The following is an 18,605-nucleotide window of genomic DNA, read 5'->3' as shown; positions in this document are numbered from 1 at the left end:
AATGTTTTATTTTACATTTGCCCTTGGCGATGGTCAAGAATGCGTGTCGCGAGAGCCGAAAACGTGCTGAGCGGTTGGAGTCTCGACTGCGGATGCTTCAAGTGATTCCTTCTGCTCTTTTTGCAAAGAGTAGCGCATATCGTACAAGCCACTTCCAGAATTTTGAAAAACGCTGCCGACCATACTGGCATCATCCCTTTAGGTGTTCTTCATCTCTCCTGGCGGTCAGGCCCTATACCTTTAGGGTGAAGTTATACTGCCCCTATAATGCCCCCCTTGCATCCCCTGTTCTACCCCGACTAAGAGTATTTTCTTCGGGGGCGGCTGCGCACGAACCTCGCCGACGTGTCGGCTTAGGCTCTTTATGACGCCGCCCCCGGCAATGGCCTGCACTTCGCCTGAGAAACAACAGTATCCCAATCAAATTGCTTATGCAGTTACATCCGCCGCCTTTGAAAACATTGGAATTACGGTGGGAGTAGGTTTCTTCACAGGTCGCCAGACGAGTCTTAGCGCTCAGATTCCCCAAAACTGACACTCAACGCCAAAACGTACGCTGGCATTGCGCGGCGCGCAGGGAGATCGCCGAGCGAAGCGAGGAAGCTCCCGAAGCGAAAGCCGCGCAGCCCTCGCAGAATGATGGGATATGGAAGGCCCTTGAAGACTGCCCCGTGGGAGTGGAGAGATACGACAAGCCCAGCGGGGTCGTCCGGGGGGAGTGCAGAGGGGGCCTCGGAGGGGCGGCAGTATACGGCAGCCCCTAACAGGCCCCCATCTGCCGCCCGCCGCGCAGGCGGCCCAAGCAACAGAAAAGGAAAGCCCCCGTGCCCGCAGGGCGCAGAAGCCGCCGCTCAAAGGCCAAGCCCTGCTTTGCTTTCTTTAGAGCGCCTGCCGCGCATACCCTCGCCACGCCGCCCGCCGCGCAGGCGGCCCAAACAACAGAAAAGAAAGGTCGCCGTGCCCGCAGGGCGCAACAACCGCATTTCAAAGGGCAAGCCCTGCTTTTCTTCCTTTTCTTTGTTCTCGTCGCCGTTTCCTTATTTTCAGTTCTGGCTTAACCACCTATTTATCAAAGAAAAAACTGAAAGGCTGTTCACCCGCAACCGGGCAAACAGCCTTTCAAAAAAACAGACATAGAAACGCAGACGTATTTTTCAGCCTTTGAAGCGCTCCGCAGGAATGTCGCCTTGTCGCCGTAACGACACCCCTCGTAGCACTCCAATCGAGAGAAGAAACTAAATCTTCCCCGTCACATCCACGCACTGCCAGGGCAGCCCATACTTGCCCAGATCCTTGAGGAAGGGATCGGGATCAAACTGCTCCATATTCCACACGCCGGGCTTGCGCCACGTACCCTCGGCCACCATCTTGGAGCCGATCATGGCGGGCACGCCCGTGGTGTATGAAATGGCCTGCGAACCGACTTCGGCATAGCATTCTTCGTGGTCGCAGATATTGTAGATATATACGGTTTTTTCCTTGCCGCCGCTGACGCCGCGCATGAGGTCGCCGATGCAGGTCTTGCCCTTGGTCAGGGGGCCGAGCGAGGACGGATCGGGCAGCAGCTTGGCCAGGAACTGGATGGGCACAATGTCCTGCCCCTGGAAGTTCACGGGATCAATGCGGGTCATGCCCACATTGCCGAGCACTTTCAGGTGGTTGAGATAATTCTCCGAGAAGGTCATCCAGAAACGGGCGCGGCGCAGTCCCTTGAGGTTCTTGACCAGGGATTCCAGCTCCTCGTGGTACATGAGAAAGCACTTCTTGCCGCCAATGCCGTCGGGGAAATCAAAATTCATGGACCAGGACAGCGGATCCGTCTCCACCCATTCGCCCCGTTCCCAGTAGCGGCCGCGCGCGGTCACTTCACGGATATTGATTTCAGGGTTGAAGTTGGTGGCAAAGGGCTGGCCGTGGTCACCGGCATTGCAGTCAATGATGTCGAGCACATGCACTTCGTCCATCTCGTGCTTCATGACCCAGGCGGCAAAGACGTTGGTGACGCCGGGGTCAAAGCCCGAACCGAGCAGGGCGGTGAGCCCGGCTTCGCGAAAGCGCTCCGCGTAGGCCCACTGCCATTTGTATTCAAACTTGGCGGTGTCCAGCGGTTCGTAGTTGGCCGTGTCCACATAGTGCACGCCGCATTCAAGGCAGGCGTCCATAATGTGCAGGTCCTGATAGGGCAGGGCCACGTTGCACACAAGGTCGGGCTTGACGCTGCGGATAAGCGCGCAGAGTTCGGGCACATTGTCCGCGTCCACCTTGGCGGTGGCAATGTCCACGCCGTAGCGCGCCTTCACGCTCGCGGCGATGGCGTCGCAGCGCGCGACCGTGCGGCTGGCAAGGGTTATCTTGTCAAAAGTGCCGCCTTCCTTGGCCACCTGGGCGCATTTGTGGACAACCACGCTCCCGACGCCGCCCGCGCCGATGATAAGGATATTCGCCATAGCTCTTCCCTCTCAGCAAGATAGGGGGTCAAAAGAAAATCCGTGCGGCTGCGCCGCCCGGTCACGTCCCATCACACAAAAAGCGCCTGTGGCCGCAAGGGCCATTATGGGCGCAAAGTCCGGCTATATGCCTGCAAAGACCGGATCAGTCAACCGCATTGTACGGATTCCGCGCGGTCGTTCATTGGCCGTCAGGCATACTGCCCCTGAAAATTCAAAGCGTGCCCCGCTAAAGGGACGCCCCCAACCCGGACCGCATAATGTGCGCAAGGCCGGGGGGCCTGAACGCTGATCGTTGTCATGCCCACAGGCTCCCGTATGCCCGCGCGGGGCCGTCTACACCCGCAGGTGCTCGCGCCCGGCATCCGGCATGACGCCTGCGGCATCGCCGTCCAGCAGCAGCACGTGGGCGTAGCGCCCGGTCTTGCGGGCTTCGGCGGCAAGTTCCAGTCCCCTGGCCCGGCAGGCCGGGCAGGCATGGCGCGGTATGAGCAGGCAGAGCGAGCGGGCCACGCGATCCGAGGCCGTTTCGATGCGTCCGAGGCCGGAGCAGTCCGCGCAGAGCCGCCAGCCTTCCGTCTGGCCCTCGCTGATCATGTCTGTATCATAAAAAATATGCTTTTGCCGAACCCACCAGCGATCCTGGCCCCGGCCTTCCACACGGCCCTCAAACGGTTCGTCGGGCGGATTGAAATAGACGTCGCGCACCTGCCCGCACAGGCGGGCTATGTACTGCCCCACCTTGGGGTCCTGGCGCGTGGCTTCCGGCGTCCAGCCCGGCTCGCGGATGTCGCCCGCGTCCAGCCCTGCCAGGGCCATGCAGATGGCCAGGTTCACATAGGGCAGAGCGCCGCGGATGGCATAGCCGCCCTCAAGCACCGCCACATGGGGCTTGAGCAGTTTTGTGAGGGCCGCGTAGCCCTGCGCCGACAGCTTCATGTTGGCCAGAGGATCGGTGAAGTGGTTGTCCTGCCCGGCGGAGTTGATGACGAAGTCCGGTTTGAAGTCTTCCAGAATGGGCAGCACCGCGTGTTCCACGGCGTAAAGATAGCCTTCGTCCGAGGTCTCCGGCGGCAGGGGAATATTGATGGTGCGGCCGAGAGCGCCGGGGCCGCCGCATTCTTTCAGAAAGCCCGTGCCGGGATACAGGGTGCGCCCGTCCTGATGCAGGGAAATGAAGAGCGTGTGCGGATCGTTCCAGAACACGTCCTGAGTGCCGTCGCCGTGGTGCACGTCCGTGTCCACAATGGCGATGCGCAGGGGGCGGCCGTCGGGGTGCGGGTAGGTGTCGCGGATGTACTCCACCATGACGGCTTCATTGTTGATATTGCAGAAGCCACGGTTGCCGTGCACCACGCGCATGGCGTGATGCCCCGGCGGGCGCACAAGGGCAAAGGCGCGGTCTTCATGACCTTCAAGCACAAGACGGGCGGCGCGTATGGCTCCGCCGGCCGCCGCCAGATGCGAATCCGTGCTCACGGCGCGAACCGTGGGCAGGCAGAAATGGACACGCTCAAGCTGCGCGTGGCTGGCAAAGGGGGGGCGGTATTCCGTGATGCCGGGAATATCGAACAGCCCTTCTTCCACAAGTTGATCGCGCGTGTAGAGCAGGCGTTCTTCGCGCTCGGGATGGGTGGCGGAGATGGCCCAGTCAAAAGCGGGAAAAAAGACCACTCCCAGCCGTTGCGCGGCACGGAATGCGGTCTTTGTGTCCACCAGGGAGGGATTGTGGGTTGCCGGGCGTTGCCCGGCCCACGGCTCAGTCATCATTTTCGTCCAGCGCGTCAAAGATGTCCGCCCCGTAGCGGGCGTAGGTCACCGTGCGGCCCATCTCGGCCAGACCCAGCGAATAGGCCAGGTTGCTGGCCGCCACGGCCACGAAGAGCAGGCCGTTTTCGTCATACATGGCAAAGAGACCGCCGTGGCCGTCTTCCTTGCGGAAGGCCACGCAGTACATGAGTTCCGGGTCGCCCAGAATGCCGGCGGCCGTATGGTTGGCAGGGGGATCGGGCAGGGCGAATTCAAAGCCTTCGGACCCGTCTTCGCGGGGAATGAAATGCAGCTTTGTTCCTTCGAGCTTGAGGTCGTAAAATTCTTGCATGGTATTCTCCCCGTCAGACGGATTGTAAACAGGTTATGTGACAGAATTGTTATGGCCGACTGCCAGGGCGCAAGAGCGGAATATCCGCGCTGTCGCCATGTTGCAGGATGCGGCCATGGTGTTGGTGGCCGTGCGGAGCAATGGCTCCCTGAAACGTCTCTGATGGCTGCATGGGCATCCGCCCGCCGCGAAGACGTCCGCGCGGCGCGCCTGTGCTGTTGCTGGCCGGAACGGGCGTCTTCAGTCTTTGAGAAAGTGGAGTCCCAAAGGCATTCCCAAGAGTGCAACGTCGCACTGCTCTAGTCGAGCCCCCTGCCACGGCGGCGCAGATGCGCTTCAATGGCCGAGCGGCACTGAAGCACCACGTCTTCGGGCGGCTGTGAGGCGTCAATGATGGCAAAGCGTTCGGGCTCTTCTTCCGCCAGGGCGCGGTAGCCCCGGCGTACGCGCTCATGAAAATCCAGGCTTTCGCTGTCAAAGCGGCCTTCGGCAATGACGATGCCGGAAGCGCGGTTGCGTTCACCGGCGCGCTCCAGCCCGCAGCGCACGGGCAGGTCCAGCAGCAGGGTCAGCTCCGGCTGGAGTCCGCCAGTGGCAGCCTGGTTGAGGCCGCGCAGATATTCGATATCCAGCCCGCGCCCATAGCCCTGATAGGCCAGGGTGGAGTCCGTGAAGCGATCGCAGAGCACCACCTGCCCGGCCTCAAGGGCGGGACTGATGACTTCGGCCACATGCTGGGCGCGGTCAGCCAGAAAAAGAAACAGTTCGGCCCGGCTGCAAAGCCCTGTGGTGCGCACGTCCAGCAGCAGCGACCGCAGGCGTCGGCCAAGGGCGCTGCCCCCGGGTTCTCTGGTGGTGACGGGGTCATATGCGTGGGCTTGCAGATACTCCACAAGAAACTCGATGGCTGTGGATTTGCCCGCGCCCTCTATACCTTCAAAAGTGATAAACATTCTTCTTTGACCGCCTTTTTGCGGGTTGCGGGGGCGGCTTTTTCCGGTGTTCGCGCTGCCCGGTAAACGGGGCGTCCCAGGGTGGCCTGCCAGGGGGTCCAATCCTGCCCCTCGTCGTCCAGTTGGGCGAAAAGGCCACGGCACTGGGCCATCTTGGCGTCCAGATTGTCGGCATAGTGCAGGGCCATGGCCTCAGGCGTGTGGGGCGGGCGCACCGCGCCGAACTGGAGTTCGCCGTGGTGGCTCAAGATAAGGTGCTTGAGATGCCGCTGCAAAGGCTCTTCAAGGCCGGATTTGGCCATGAAGGGAGCCAGCATTTCTATGCCAAGCATGAGGTGGCCGAGAAGGCGGCCCTCGTCGGTATAATCGTTGGCAAGACCGCCGGAAAACTCGCGTATCTTGCCGATATCGTGAAAGAGCGCCCCGGCCAACAGGGTCTGACGGTCCAGTTCCGGATACTGGTCGGCGATGCGGCGGCAAAGGGTGAAGACGCTCAGGGTATGCTCCAGCAGGCCGCCCACATAGGCGTGGTGTACGCCCTTGGCGGCCGGACATATGCGAAAAGCGGCCCGCAGTTCTTCATTGTTGAAGAAGCCCTGTACCAGCTTGCGCCAGGGCGCGTGGGTAAACTCGGTCTTGATGAGCCCGTCCAGTTCCTGAAGCATGTCGTCCAGTGGATAAGGGCTGGCGGGCATAAGGGCCGTGTGGTCCACGGCGGCGCTTTCGGCCTCGTCGAGCAGGCGCATGTGCTCCACCGTGAGCTGCACCTGATCGCGGTAAAGCCCGGCGCGGCCTTCAACCCAGACAAGGGAGCCGGAGGGAATCTCGCTGAAATCAGCGCTGAGGGGGCTCCATATCTTGGCTTCCAGACTGCCGCTGGCGTCCGTCAGGGTAAGCCGCCAGTACGGCCCGTTGCGGGACTGGCCCTGAGCCGCCTGACTGACGGCGAACAGGCCGCGCGCTTCTGACGCGGCGCTAATGTCTTTGACGTAACAACCTTTTTCCATATATCTTTCCAGGAGCGGCCAGCGCTCCGTTCTTTTGGGTATCCGTTTACGGCGGCGGGCCGCAACGGGTCTATGGCCCGAATTTCCCTTCTTTCCGAGGTATTGTCAATGAACGTTCTCCTGACCAATGACGACGGCATCCGGGCCAGGGGCCTGCGTGCCCTGTACGCGGCTTTGATGGAAGCCGGGCACACGGTTTTCGTAGTGGCCCCCATGCGCCAGCAGTCCGGGGTAGGGCATTCGCTCACGGTTTTTGAGCCGGTGCGGGCCATGGTGATTGAAGAACCGGGCTTCACGGGCACAGGCGTTTTTGGCACGCCCACAGACTGCGTAAAGCTGGCTCTGGGGCGTCTGCTGCCCCAAAGGCCCGACCTTGTCATGTCCGGCATCAACGCCGGGGCCAACGTGGGGCCGGACATCCTGTACTCCGGCACCGTGGGGGCCGCCACTGAGGCCGCTCACGAAGAACTGCCCAGCATGGCCGTGTCGCACGACAGTTTCAGCCACAACACCGGCCCGGACGTGGACCTCATGCCCCAGGCCCGGCACGCGGTGGCTCTGGCCAGCCGCATCAACTGGGCCGAAGTGGGACGCCGCCGGGTCATCAATGTGAACTATCCGGCCTGCCCGCTGGAGGAGGCGCGCGAGCTGCGCGTCTGCCCCCAGACCAGCGCCGTGTGGAAAAACGTCTATCTTGAGCGTGAAGACCCGAGGGGCGTGCCCTACTGGTGGCTTGAGGGCGAAATCCCCATGGAGAGCATCGAGCCCGATTCGGACAAAGACCTGCTCAACCGTGGGCATATCACCATGACGCCCCTGAATTTCGAGTTTACGGATCACAGGGGCATGCGCGCCCTGACAAAGATGGGGCTTTAATCCTTCCGCTGGCGCACAGGCAGGAGGCCGCGCCATTGCGTAAAAGCCGTTCTGTGTTTTCCCTCGCTGTGTATATTGTATATGTATTGAATTGGCGGGAAGATATGCCCCAAAGCGGCCCTGGGTGCGCGTCTGCCGTGAATAAAAAATCGTCAAAACGGCCAGGGATGCCCTTGTGGTGGCGTTAAACCATTCCCCTTCGCGTAAATTTGGTGTATGTGACTCTTGCTTGTGGCGGGCGTTGGTGCTAGCCATGCTGTCTTGATGTCTGCACGGGCAAATGCCTTTAAACTTGAGTATTTCGGCAGCCCCTGCCGCAGAAAACCACGGAGGAATTCATGCCTCTTACCAATCCCAAAGAAATGTTTGCCGCCGCCTATGCCGGGGGCTATGCCATTGGCGCGTTCAACGTCAATAACATGGAAATAATCCAGGGTATTATGAACGCGGCCTCCGAAGAAAAGTCGCCTGTCATTCTTCAGGTTTCTTCCGGCGCGCGCAAATACGCGGGGCAGGTGTACATCATGAAGCTGGTGGAGGCCGCTCTGGACGTTGACGCCAGCGTGCCCGTGGCCGTGCACCTTGACCACGGCCCGAGCTTTGAGATGTGCCGCGACTGCATTGACGGCGGTTTTACCTCGGTCATGATCGACGGTTCGCACCTCCCCTTTGAAGAAAACATCGCCCTGACCAAACAGGTGGTGGAATACGCCCATCCCCGTGGCGTGTGGGTGGAGGCGGAACTGGGCAAGCTGGCGGGTATTGAGGAACACGTGCAGTCTGACGAGCACGTGTATACCGACCCCGACGAGGCTGTGGAATTTGTGGAGCGCACGGGCTGCGACTCCCTGGCCATTGCCATCGGCACAAGCCACGGCGCGTACAAGTTCAAGGGCGAGGCCAGGCTGGATTTCGACCGGCTTGAGACCATCAGCAAAAAACTGCCCGACTATCCCCTTGTGCTGCACGGCGCGTCCAGCGTGCCGCAGGAATTTGTCGCCCTGTGCAACCAGTACGGCGGCAAGGTGGGCGGCGCCAAGGGCGTGCCCGAAGACATGCTGCGCAAGGCTGCGGGCATGGGGGTGTGCAAGATCAACGTGGATACGGATATCCGCCTGGCTGTCACGGCCTGCATCCGCCAGTATCTTGCCGAGCATCCCGAAGAGTTCGACCCCCGGTCCTATCTCAAGCCAGCCCGGGAAGCGGTCAAGAATATGGTGGCGCACAAGATCCATAATGTGATGGGATCTTCGGGCAAAGCCTAAAACCACATAAGTTCTTGTCAAGGAGCGTAACATGCCCGTCAAACTGGGAATGAACGGCTTTGGCCGCATTGGCCGCTATCTGCTGCGGTTGCTGGCCGACGACCAGGATCTGCAAATCGCCGCCATCAACGCGCGCGCCGATAATGCCGCCCTGGCCTATCTTTTCAAGTACGACTCCACGTACGGCACCTTTGCGGGCAGTGTGGACCACGATGAGAACGGCATCATAGTCAATGGACGCCACATCGCCGTAACCCGTTGCAAGCCTGGCGAATGGGAATGGAAGAGCCTTGGCGTGAACATTGCCGTGGAGACGACGGGCACCATCAAGGATGCCGAGGGCCTTGCCAAACATCTGGCCTGCGGCGCTGAAAAGGTCGTCATATCCGCGCCCGCCAAGGATGTGGACGCCATGGTCGTCATGGGCGTCAACGATCATGTGTACGACTGCGTCAAGCACAAGATCATTTCGGCCGCTTCCTGCACCACCAACTGTCTGGCCCCTGTGGCCAAGGTGCTGCACGAGAAGTTCGGCATCCGGCACGGCCTCATGACCACCATTCACAGCTACACCATGAGCCAGCGCATTCTGGACGGTACCCACAAGGACTGGCGTCGCGGCCGTGCCGCCGCCGTGTCCATGGTGCCTTCCAGCACCGGCGCGGCCAAGGCCGTGGGCATCGTGATGCCCGAACTTGAAGGCAAGCTCAACGGCATGTCCGTGCGCGTGCCCACCTTTGACTGTTCCCTTGTGGACCTGACCTGTGAAGTGGAACGGCACTGCGACGCCGTGGCCGTCAACGAGGCACTCAAGGCAGCCAGTGAAAGCTCCCTGGGCGTGCACATGGGCTTTACCGAAGAACCGCTGGTTTCCATCGACTTCCGGGGCAGCACCCACGGCGGCGTGGTGGACGCGCTCTCCACCCAGGTGCTCGACGGCACCATGGTCAAAGTGCTCATCTGGTACGACAATGAAGCCGGCTTTACCAATCAGTTGCTACGCCTGCTGCGCATGGTTGGCGGTACCTGCTAGAGCATTTTAACTTTGAAAAAGTGTAAATGCTCTAACGCTGTACGGAAGTACAGCGCGCCACAACGTGGCGTGGATTCAGCCGAGCTTTAGCCGTTGCGACGAAGGAAGCTACGGATAAAGACAGCAATTAATTAATAGAATGTGCAGCCTGCAGATGGCTGTCGCAAATCGCATTTTTCGGCTGAATGAAAACTTTGAAATGTGAAGCATTTCAAAGTTAATCAGTTCTAGAACATTTTACCTTTGAAATGCCAGGCGGCGCGGTCTTATGGGCCGCGCCGCTTTTTTTGGGTTTGGCGTAATGTCATTTTGAAACATTTTGTGCTTTGTGGGGGAGGGACCCTTTTGCAAAAGGGTCTCCTCCCCCACGCCCCCACCCCCTAAAACTCTTATTGTGTTTTGTCATGGTACAACGAGTTTGTTGATCCGGAGGGGCAAGAGGCAGCGTCTCCAAGGCGTCACGGCATTGCAGAGTCTGTCTGGCAACGTGTGGCCGCGCCATGCCCCTTGTTCGGCTGCGGCGGGGGCGCGCGGGGAAGGAGGACAGATCAGGCGCGCCGTGCGAGCGTCTCGGTCAGGGCATGGTCGAGGTCAGGGCACTGAAAGCTGTAGCCAGCGAGCTTGAGCCGGACGGGAAGCGATTTTTGCCCGTTCAAAACCAGTTCTTCGGCCATTTGCCCCAAAACCAGACGGAGTACAAAGCCGGGAACAGGCAGCCACGACGGGCGGGAACAAGCCTTGCCCAGAGCGCGGGCAAACTGGCGCATGTTGACCTGGGTGGGGGCGCTTATGTTGAAGATGCCTTGCGTGTCCTCCCGCTCAAGCAGAAAGCGCACGGCCCGCGTCACGTCCGACATGTGCACCCAGCTCACGGGCTGACGGCCGGACCCGACCGGGCCGCCCAGAAAGTACAGAAAGGGCGTCAGCATCCGTTCCAGAAATCCCCCCACGCCCCCTGAGGATTTTTGACCCACAACCGGCGAAAACCGCAGGACGCAGCGGCGCACGCCCAGCGCTTCCGCACGATTCGTGCTCTCTTCCCAAAGGCCGCACACGTCTGCCAGAAAGCCCTGTCCCCTGGGGTGTGTTTCGTTGCAGTCGGGAGCCGTCGCGGCATCCTGCCACAGGCCATAATAGCCGCAGGCCGATGCCTGCAACAGGGTGCGGGGCAGGCGCAATCCCCTGTCGTGCAGGGTTTGCAGCGCGGCTGTCAGGGCATGCCCCGCGTTGAGCCTGCTTTGTGCAATGGCCTGCTTTCGGGCGGCCGTCCAGCGCCCCGCGCCGATGTTTTCACCTTGCAGGTTGATCACAGCATCCACATCCTGCAGCAGGGGAATAAGCCCGACTGCGTCCACGCCGTTCCAGGCCGCATACGCAAGCCCCTTTTGCGGGGGACGTCCGGCCGCAGTGCCGCGCACTGCGGCGCGAACAGCGTGCCCATGCTGCAAAAGATGGGTCGTGACGTGCGATCCCAAAAAACCTGATGAGCCCAGAATAAGTATATGCATGAGGGAGTCCTTTTGTGCGGAAGGTGCTGAGGCCGGGCAGCCGCGCCCCCTGAGGGTGGTGAGGGCAGGAGAAGGCGCCGGAACGCGCGGCGCAGGAGATGCTCGCGCTGCGGCTCGCTGGCGCACTGCTGTGGGCGGCGCAGGGCTGTCAGGCTAGCCGCAGACAGAGTGCTGACGGCGCATGCCCATTGTCCATGCCCCGGCCGACATGCAGCACAGGCGGTGTCGGGGTTGCTGGCATCCTTGCAGCCATCATAAACCGTATTGGCGCGTTTCTCCAGCCTGCGGGGCGGAAACAACAGGCACGGTGCACGCCGTGAACAAAAAAAGCCCCGTGGTGACGGGGCTTCGGTAGTATGCAAAGAACCGCCGGAGCGGCTACAGGTTCTCGGGCTACTGGATTTTGCAGTTGCCGTCCCGGCAGTCAGGGGTGGAGACCACGGGAGTGGCCTGGAACAGCACCACCTGCTCGCGGTTCTGGTTTTTCACAACCACGAGGGTAAAGCGCATGAGCCCTTCGGGCTGCGCAGGCTGGGAGATGCCCTTGAAGTAACCGTTGCCCGTCATCAGGGTAGCGCCGCCGATCATTGTGGTGCGCACATTGGTGATGGTCAGGCGGTCAACCACCAGTTCCTTGTTTTTGATGGACTGGATGAAGTGCTCCTTGTCCTCGATGTGCCCGCTACCGGCGATGTGCCAGTAATTTGGGGCCAGCAGGGTTTCAAGGGCGGGGATGTCGCCGGTCATGACCGCTTCGGTATACAGGGCTACTGTGTCGGCCTTGGCATGAGCCTGACCGGCGGAAAGGCAAAGGAACAGAGCGCAGACAAGAAATGCGGATTTCAGAAAATTCATGGTATCCTCCGTCGTTATGCTGGGCCGGCATCTGCGGCGCAAGGCTGTTTCGCGCCGGGAACTGGCCCGGCATGTATATACAGGAAAGTTTGCCAATGCACACGCTTTCCTCTATTCTCGTGTTCTGACTGTTAAGCAAAACGCGTCTGTTGTAAAGCTCCACCTGTCCATCCTGCAGGATTTTCGGGACATTCCCTACGATACTATGAGGTTTTCTCGCCATGTTGACCAACATTCTTCAAGCTATTGGCAATACGCCTCTGCTGCGTCTTGGTCTTTCACAAGATCTGCCCGGCAAGGTCTGGCTCAAACTTGAAAATCGTAACCCCGGCGGTTCCATCAAGGACCGCGTGGCCTTTCACCTTATCGAAAATGCCCTTCAGTGGGGCGAGCTGGAGCCGGGCGGTCTTGTCGTGGAGGCCACCAGCGGCAATATGGGCATCGGCATAGCCCTGGTTTCGGCCGTTCGAGGCCTGCGTTGCATGCTCGCCATGCCCGAGTCCATGAGCATTGAGCGGCGCAACCTGCTCAAGGGCCTTGGCGCGGAACTGGTGCTTACCCCCGCTGCCAAGGGCATGACGGGCGCTGTTGACGAAGCCCGCCGCATCGCCGAAGAGCAGGGCGGCTTCATCCCCGGCCAGTTCACCAATCCCGAAGCCGTGCAGGCCCATTACAAAACCACCGGCCCAGAAATTTACAGCGACAGCGTCGGCAAGATGGATGTGCTGGTGGCTGGCGTGGGTTCAGGCTCGTCCATCACGGGGGCTGGCCGCTTTTTGAAGGAGCGCATCCCAGGCTTCAAGGTCATTGCCGTGGAACCCGAAGCCTCGCCCGTGCTTTCGGGCGGCAAGGCGTCGCCGCACCTCATTCAGGGGATAGGCGCAGGCTTTGTGCCCGCCATTCTTGACCGTGCCCTGCTGGACGAAATACTGCTGGCCGATGGTGAAGAAGCCCTGACCATGGCCCGCACGCTCATGCGCTGCGGCATCGTGACAGGCATATCCACTGGCGCCAACGTGGCGGCAGCCCTCAAGGTCGCGGCGCGCCCGGAAATGAAAGGAAAAAATATCGTCACCTTTGCCTGCGATACCGGCGAGCGATATATGTCCACCAGGCTGTTCACCGATATGACGCAGTCGGCCTAGACAGCGCCGTCACGAGCGCCTTTCCGGGTATTTCTGCGTCGAACTTCGCCTTTTATTCCGGTCAGACGCCATCAGAGAAAACCCCCTGCATAAAAGGCTCGTTTCCCCTGATATGGCTGGATATGACTGGAAATTCATCCCGTGGCGACACTGTCTGGAGCATTTTACCTTTGAAAAAATGTAAATGCTCCAAGCGCGCCACAACGCGGCGTGGATTCAGCCGGGCTTTAGCCGTCGCGGCGAAGAAAGCCACGGATAAGGCTCGGCTGAATGAACCCTTTGAAATGTGAAGCATTTCAAAGGTAATCTGGTCTAAACAAGTACGGGACGTCCTTTTTCGGCAGATCCCCTGCGGATGAAAGAGGGCGGCCCGCTGGCCGTATCTCCCCCGTCGGCCCTGTGGGGCTGCTGGTGGCGTGCCCCAGCGTACCCCGGTTTCAAAGGAAACGCTGATTTATTCCGTTTGGCGGACTTGCTTCACTTTTTTTGAAACAGTCGAGGACGGAAGAGTCCACTCCTGCTTCAAAAAAAGCTCGCGCCTTGCCAAACGAAATACCAACGCGTTTCCAAGAGGCTCTTTAATAAGTGTTTCCCAAAATTCTGGCGTGGCAACAGGCGCGGAAAACAGACATTTTATTTTTTATGAGGTAAATAGTTATTTTTTCCTGCCGATAAGTTTGGCAAGAAAAAGAGCTTCGGCACTGGACTTTCCGCATGCGGCACGCTGGCGGCCCGGCCCGCTTAATGGAGTACTTTCATGGCGCAGACCAATATTTTGCTCGAAACTGGCACCAATGAACTCGAAATTGTGGAGTTCTATGTCAACCAGGACGGTTACGAGGCCCATTACGGCCTCAATGTGGCCAAAGTGGTTGAAATAGGCCGTCGCCAACCTGTGACGGCCATGCCGGAAATGCGCCATAAAGCCCTGCTGGGCGCGTTTTTGCACCGCAACGGGCGCATTGTGCCGCTTATCGACATGGCGCGTTTTCTTGGCAGCGCACCCATAACCAATGAAGACGCCAAGGTCATTGTGACGGAGTTCAACGGAGTCTGTACGGGCTTTCTCGTGTCTGGCGTCAACCGCATCTACAGGTTGAGCTGGACGGACGTTGAAGCCCCCGGCCAGTTTTTGCAGAACATGAGCCGCAGTTCCGTCACCGGCGTGGTGCGGCTTGAAGAGCGCGTCATATTTCTGCTGGATCTTGAAGCCATTGTGGCCGAACTGCACCCGGCCATGGCCCTGCGCTTTGACGCGGCGGACATGGCCGCTTCGGACGGCAAGACGTACACCATCCTGCATGTGGACGATTCCAGCAGCATCCGCAGCCTGCTGCTGGATCTGCTCAACAAGGAAGGACGCTTCAAGGTGGAGCAGCGCGTCAACGGGCAGGAAGCCTGGGACTACCTGCAGACCGTGCGCAATCGTTGCGAGGCGGAGAACCGCCCCGTATCGGATTTTTTGCAGGGAATCATCACGGACATCGAAATGCCCGCCATGGACGGCCTTGCCCTGTGCAAGCGCATCAAGGATGACCCTGTGCTCAAAAAGCTGCCCGTGGCCATCTTTTCCTCAATGATCAACGAGAGCCTCGCCAGAAAGTGCGCCCTGGTGGGGGCGGACGCCCAGTACACCAAGCCGGATCTCAAGGCCCTTTCCGTCAAGCTGCATGAGCTTATCACCGCAGTCTGGGGCCACCAGGCCTAGAGCAGTTTACGAATGAAATGAGTTAAATGCTCTGCAAGGATTTTTCTGAAAATCCTTGCCACGAAAAGCGAGTAGGCGGGCTTTTGCCTGCCGTACGCGAGCATTTCAAGTGTTAAATGCTCTAGGGACTGTTTCTAAATAATTCTTTTGTCCAATTGGCTGCGTCAAAAGGCCATTTTTTACGCTCGTCATGTACCGCAAAAGTACACTCCTTTCGTAAAAAAGCCTTTTTCCTTGCCCTTGGCGCAAAATCATTAATTTAGAAACAGCCACTGGGGAAACGCTGATGTATTCCGTTTGGCGGCGTTGCTTCATTCCAAAGGCTCCCCACAGCGTGGGGAGCCTTTGACGTTGGTGCGCCTGAAAAGGCCCAGCCCTTGACGCGCAGCCGCTCCGGCAGTGCACCGTGCCAAGGCTCTTTCGGCAGGCGGAACGTATGCGCATGGCCGCGCGGGGTTTTGTTACAGTAGTGTGACAGATGGCCCGGAATTGCTCTGGCATGGCGCAATGTAGGGCTTGCGATAATAAAAAAAATTATTAATCCAAAAAGCCAGTTACAAAAACTTATTCCCTATTTTTCGCATATTATGCAAACAGTGCTGGACAATCAGCGGTCTTTTTGCTTCCGTATGCGCCGTATAGCCCATATGCCGGGGAGATACACGGACTGGGGCAGACACCCCGGCCTTGAGATACCCGATAGCGCTCGGACGCCTGTACCGCGACGCGGCGGTGCTTCCGGCCGGATGTCGGGGTGAAGCAACGAGGGGAGAGCGTGCGAGAAGGTTCCGAACGGGGGCCAGCGCGCGCGTGGGGCGGCCCATGGGGTCCGCCATCTGTGCAGGAGGGAAGATGTCGTTTTTGCTTTGCCACAATGGCCCACACAAGGCGGCAGGTTTGTTTACCATATTTTTATGCCCGCGCCCCCCCCGGGCGGGCAAGAGACTACAAGGCTCTTTCCATGCCAAATCTTCACAGTTTTCTTCAGCGGCTTTTCCCCATTTGCCGGAGCATTACCGGTAATGGCGTTCGGCAGACTCTTTCCATACTCAAGGAAGAACTGCCGGGTCTGCAAATACATGAAGTTCCGTCAGGCAGTCAGGTATTCGACTGGACAGTGCCCGATGAGTGGAACATCACCGGAGCACGGCTGACAGGCCCCGACGGCGAGGTTATCGCCGATTTTTCTCACTGCAATCTGCATGTGGTGGGCTATTCCGAGCCCGTGGATCTCATGCTGTCCCTTGAGGATTTGCAGGAGCATCTCTACTCCCGGCCTGATCTGCCAGAGGCCATCCCCTACGTAACGTCCTATTACGCCCGGCGCTGGGGCTTCTGCCTCAAGCACAGCGTGCGTGAGAAGCTCAAACCGGGCATGTACCATGCGGTGATCAAGTCCACGCTCGCGCCCGGCCATCTCACGTACGGCGAACTGGTGCTGCCCGGCCACAGCGAGAAGGAAGTTTTTCTTTCCACCTATGTGTGCCACCCCTCCATGGCCAATAATGAGCTTTCCGGCCCTGTGGTGGCCATGGCTCTGGCGCGCTGGCTGCAAACCGCGCCGCGCCGCTACACGTACCGTTTTGTTTTTGTGCCGGAAACCATAGGCTCCATTACCTATCTCAGCAAAAACTATCTGCAGCTGCGCGAACGGGTGGTGGCCGGGTTCAACCTGACCTGCCTTGGAGACGACCGCGCCTATTCCTATCTGCCGAGCCGCAAGGGCAACACCCTGGCAGACAAGGCGGCACTGCACGTGCTGCAACACTTTGCCCCGGACTTTGTGCGTTACACCTTTCATGACAGGGGCAGCGACGAGCGGCAGTACTGCTCGCCAGGCATTGATCTGCCCCTGTGCAGCGTCATGCGCACCAAGTACCATGTCTTCCCCGAATACCACACGTCGCTGGACGACTGCTCGCTGGTCACGGAACAAGGCCTTCACGGCGGCTTCGAAATAATGCGCAAGGTGCTTGCGTCCATTGAAGAAAATGTGACGTACCAATGCAAGGTTCTGTGCGAACCGCAACTGGGCAAGCGGGGGCTGTACCCCACGCTGAGCACCAGATATTCCTGTACCGAGCAGGTTGATCTCATGATGGACCTGCTGGCCTATGCCGACGGAAGCATGAGTTTGCTGGACGAAGCCGAAATCGTGGGTGCGGATGTTTTCCGGTGCGGCGACGTCATGCGTCAGCTTGAGGAACAGGGCGTGGTGATCCGAAAAATGGATGACTGAGCCCGGTGGGCTGTCGCGCTGTCACGGTATGTTGGAAAGTTTTGTGGGGGAGGGACCCTCTTTAGATGTAGTAGTTCAGACTTGATCTGACAGTCGGTTCCGTTTTGATGGTTCCGATTGTCAGGTTAGTTGAGTTGTCCGACCTTTTCCTTCCAGATCTGTTTTCCGTCAAGGAGTGTTTGCAATGGCGTTCTGCCGCAACACTTTTTCCCTTGATGTGTCCTTTCGATGTTGTAATGTTCCATCCAGACATCCAGATCGGCCTGCAGTTCCTCCAGAGAGTTATACAGTTTCCGCCGGAAGGCAACCTGGTAAAACTCGTGCAGGATGGTCTTGTGGAAACGTTCGCAGATGCCGTTTGTCTGCGGATGCCGCGCCTTGGCCTTGGTGTGTTCTATGTTGTTTATGCCCAGATAAAGCTGGTAGTCATGCGTTTCCAGTCTGCCGCAGTACTCTGTGCCCCTGTCCGTCAGCATGCGGATAATGCCCATTTCCATTGAAGTGAAGAATGGCAAAACCCGGTCATTGAGCAGGTCGGCTCCGGTGATGGGTGTTTTGGTAGTGTAGAGCTTGGCAGCCGCCCACTTAGAGTAGGTATCCACAAAGGTTTGCTGATAAATACGGCCGACGCCCTTGATGGTGCCGACGTAAAATGTGTCCTGACTGCCGAGATATCCGGGATGATGGCTTTCTATTTCGCCGCAAGCCTCATCGTCGTGTTTTTTACGCTCCAGAGCTTGTACCTGGGCTTCGGTGAGCACAATGCCCTCTTCAGCGGACTTCTTCTCCAGGGCGTTCAGGCGCTGCTTCATTGAGGCCAGGTCATGGCGCAACCAGATGGAACGCACCCCTGACGGCGACACAAATACGCCGGTTTTGCGCAGTTCGTTGCTGGCCCGCACTTGCCCATGAGCAGGGAAGGCTATCGCAAAATCCAACACCGCCAGTTCCGTGGCCTCTTCCACGCGATTTTTCAGGTTGGGCTTTTTGCGGCTGACCTCAAACAGCGCTTCAACGCCTCCGGCGTCTCGTGCTGTTTGATACCGGTAGAAGGTATCTCTGGAAAAGCCCATGATGCGGCAGGCTCTGGAGACATTGCCGAGTTCGGCAGCAAGGTTGAGAAGTCCGGTCTTGTGTTTGATGACGTTTTGATTGAAACTTTCCATGGGGAAACTCCGTGGGCGCTGTGCCCGGTTGATGGTACGTTTACACTTCCATCAAAACGGAGTTCCCCTCGCTTTTCAAGGGACAACTGTCAGATCAAATCGCGACTACTTCACTTTAGACCAGATTACCTTTGAAATATTTCATATTTCAAAGGAGTCATTCTGCCAAAAATGCGATTTTCGGCAGAATCCACGCCATGTTGTGGCGCGCTGCACTCTCGTGCAGCGTTAGAACATCTACCCTTTTTTAAAGGGTAGATGTTCTAAAAAAGGGTCTCCTCCCCCACGCCCCCACCCCCTAA

14 protein-coding genes are annotated in these 18,605 nt (G+C 58.9%); 6 read left to right on the top strand and 8 right to left on the bottom strand.

Features of this window, described 5'->3' with window-relative positions; all coding sequences use genetic code 11:
• Positions 1–1,235: 1,235 nt before the first annotated feature.
• From DESU86_RS06460 to DESU86_RS06440, 5 genes are all read right to left on the bottom strand, one after another.
• The gene (locus tag DESU86_RS06460; RefSeq protein WP_179980304.1) at positions 1,236–2,447 is read right to left on the bottom strand and encodes a saccharopine dehydrogenase family protein; all 1,212 of its coding nucleotides are present in this window, start codon (positions 2,445–2,447) and stop codon (positions 1,236–1,238) included.
• 336 nt (positions 2,448–2,783) lie between these two features.
• Entirely contained in the window at positions 2,784–4,214 is a 1,431-nt protein-coding gene (locus DESU86_RS06455; RefSeq protein WP_179980303.1) for a histone deacetylase family protein, read from the bottom strand.
• Positions 4,207–4,548, bottom strand: a complete 342-nt coding sequence (locus tag DESU86_RS06450) for a hypothetical protein (RefSeq protein ID WP_179980302.1) — start codon at positions 4,546–4,548, stop codon at positions 4,207–4,209. Before DESU86_RS06450 ends, DESU86_RS06455 begins: the two co-directional genes overlap by 8 nt.
• A gap of 299 nt (positions 4,549–4,847) precedes the next feature.
• Positions 4,848–5,501 carry a dTMP kinase gene (gene tmk / locus DESU86_RS06445; protein ID WP_179980301.1) on the bottom strand — a complete coding sequence of 218 codons (654 nt, stop codon included), beginning with the start codon at positions 5,499–5,501 and terminating at the stop codon, positions 4,848–4,850.
• A complete protein-coding gene (locus DESU86_RS06440; RefSeq protein WP_179980300.1) occupies positions 5,477–6,508 on the bottom strand; it encodes a 3'-5' exoribonuclease YhaM family protein in 1,032 nt (343 codons plus the stop codon). Before DESU86_RS06440 ends, tmk begins: the two co-directional genes overlap by 25 nt.
• Positions 6,509–6,616: 108 nt before the next feature.
• Between DESU86_RS06440 and surE the strand changes: the two genes are divergently transcribed.
• The 3 genes from surE (at position 6,617) to gap (ending at position 9,682) form a co-directional block, all read left to right on the top strand.
• On the top strand, positions 6,617–7,384 hold the full coding sequence (gene surE / locus DESU86_RS06435; RefSeq protein ID WP_179980299.1) for a 5'/3'-nucleotidase SurE: 768 nt from the start codon (positions 6,617–6,619) through the stop codon (positions 7,382–7,384).
• 338 nt (positions 7,385–7,722) lie between these two features.
• Entirely contained in the window at positions 7,723–8,649 is a 927-nt protein-coding gene (gene fba / locus DESU86_RS06430; protein WP_179980298.1) for a class II fructose-1,6-bisphosphate aldolase, read from the top strand.
• A 31-nt stretch (positions 8,650–8,680) separates the two neighbouring features.
• On the top strand, positions 8,681–9,682 hold the full coding sequence (gene gap, locus DESU86_RS06425) for a type I glyceraldehyde-3-phosphate dehydrogenase (protein ID WP_179980297.1): 1,002 nt from the start codon (positions 8,681–8,683) through the stop codon (positions 9,680–9,682).
• A gap of 548 nt (positions 9,683–10,230) precedes the next feature.
• Here gap and DESU86_RS06420 read toward each other — a convergent pair.
• On the bottom strand, positions 10,231–11,190 hold the full coding sequence (locus DESU86_RS06420) for a TIGR01777 family oxidoreductase (RefSeq protein WP_179980296.1): 960 nt from the start codon (positions 11,188–11,190) through the stop codon (positions 10,231–10,233).
• Positions 11,191–11,583: 393 nt separating this feature from the next.
• A complete protein-coding gene (locus DESU86_RS06415; RefSeq protein WP_179980295.1) occupies positions 11,584–12,045 on the bottom strand; it encodes a nuclear transport factor 2 family protein in 462 nt (153 codons plus the stop codon).
• Between the two features lie 221 nt (positions 12,046–12,266).
• Between DESU86_RS06415 and cysK the strand changes: the two genes are divergently transcribed.
• The 3 genes from cysK (at position 12,267) to DESU86_RS06400 (ending at position 17,137) form a co-directional block, all read left to right on the top strand.
• Positions 12,267–13,190 (top strand): cysteine synthase A, encoded by a 924-nt coding sequence (gene cysK, locus DESU86_RS06410; RefSeq protein ID WP_179980294.1) that lies wholly within the window; start codon positions 12,267–12,269, stop codon positions 13,188–13,190.
• Between the two features lie 757 nt (positions 13,191–13,947).
• Positions 13,948–14,898 carry a chemotaxis protein gene (locus tag DESU86_RS06405; protein ID WP_179980293.1) on the top strand — a complete coding sequence of 317 codons (951 nt, stop codon included), beginning with the start codon at positions 13,948–13,950 and terminating at the stop codon, positions 14,896–14,898.
• A gap of 961 nt (positions 14,899–15,859) precedes the next feature.
• Positions 15,860–17,137, top strand: coding sequence for a DUF4910 domain-containing protein (locus tag DESU86_RS06400; RefSeq protein WP_179980292.1), 1,278 nt, complete (start codon positions 15,860–15,862; stop codon positions 17,135–17,137).
• 125 nt (positions 17,138–17,262) lie between these two features.
• Here DESU86_RS06400 and DESU86_RS06395 read toward each other — a convergent pair whose 3' ends face one another.
• The gene (locus tag DESU86_RS06395) at positions 17,263–18,303 is read right to left on the bottom strand and encodes an IS481 family transposase (protein ID WP_072312028.1); all 1,041 of its coding nucleotides are present in this window, start codon (positions 18,301–18,303) and stop codon (positions 17,263–17,265) included.
• Positions 18,304–18,605 lie beyond the last annotated feature (302 nt).

Origin of the sequence: Desulfovibrio sp. 86, assembly GCF_902702915.1 — a bacterium.
Taxonomy (GTDB): domain Bacteria; phylum Desulfobacterota; class Desulfovibrionia; order Desulfovibrionales; family Desulfovibrionaceae; genus Desulfovibrio.
The sequence above is the reverse complement of the archived record's forward strand: the minus strand, read 5'-3'. Positions and strand labels throughout refer to the sequence as shown.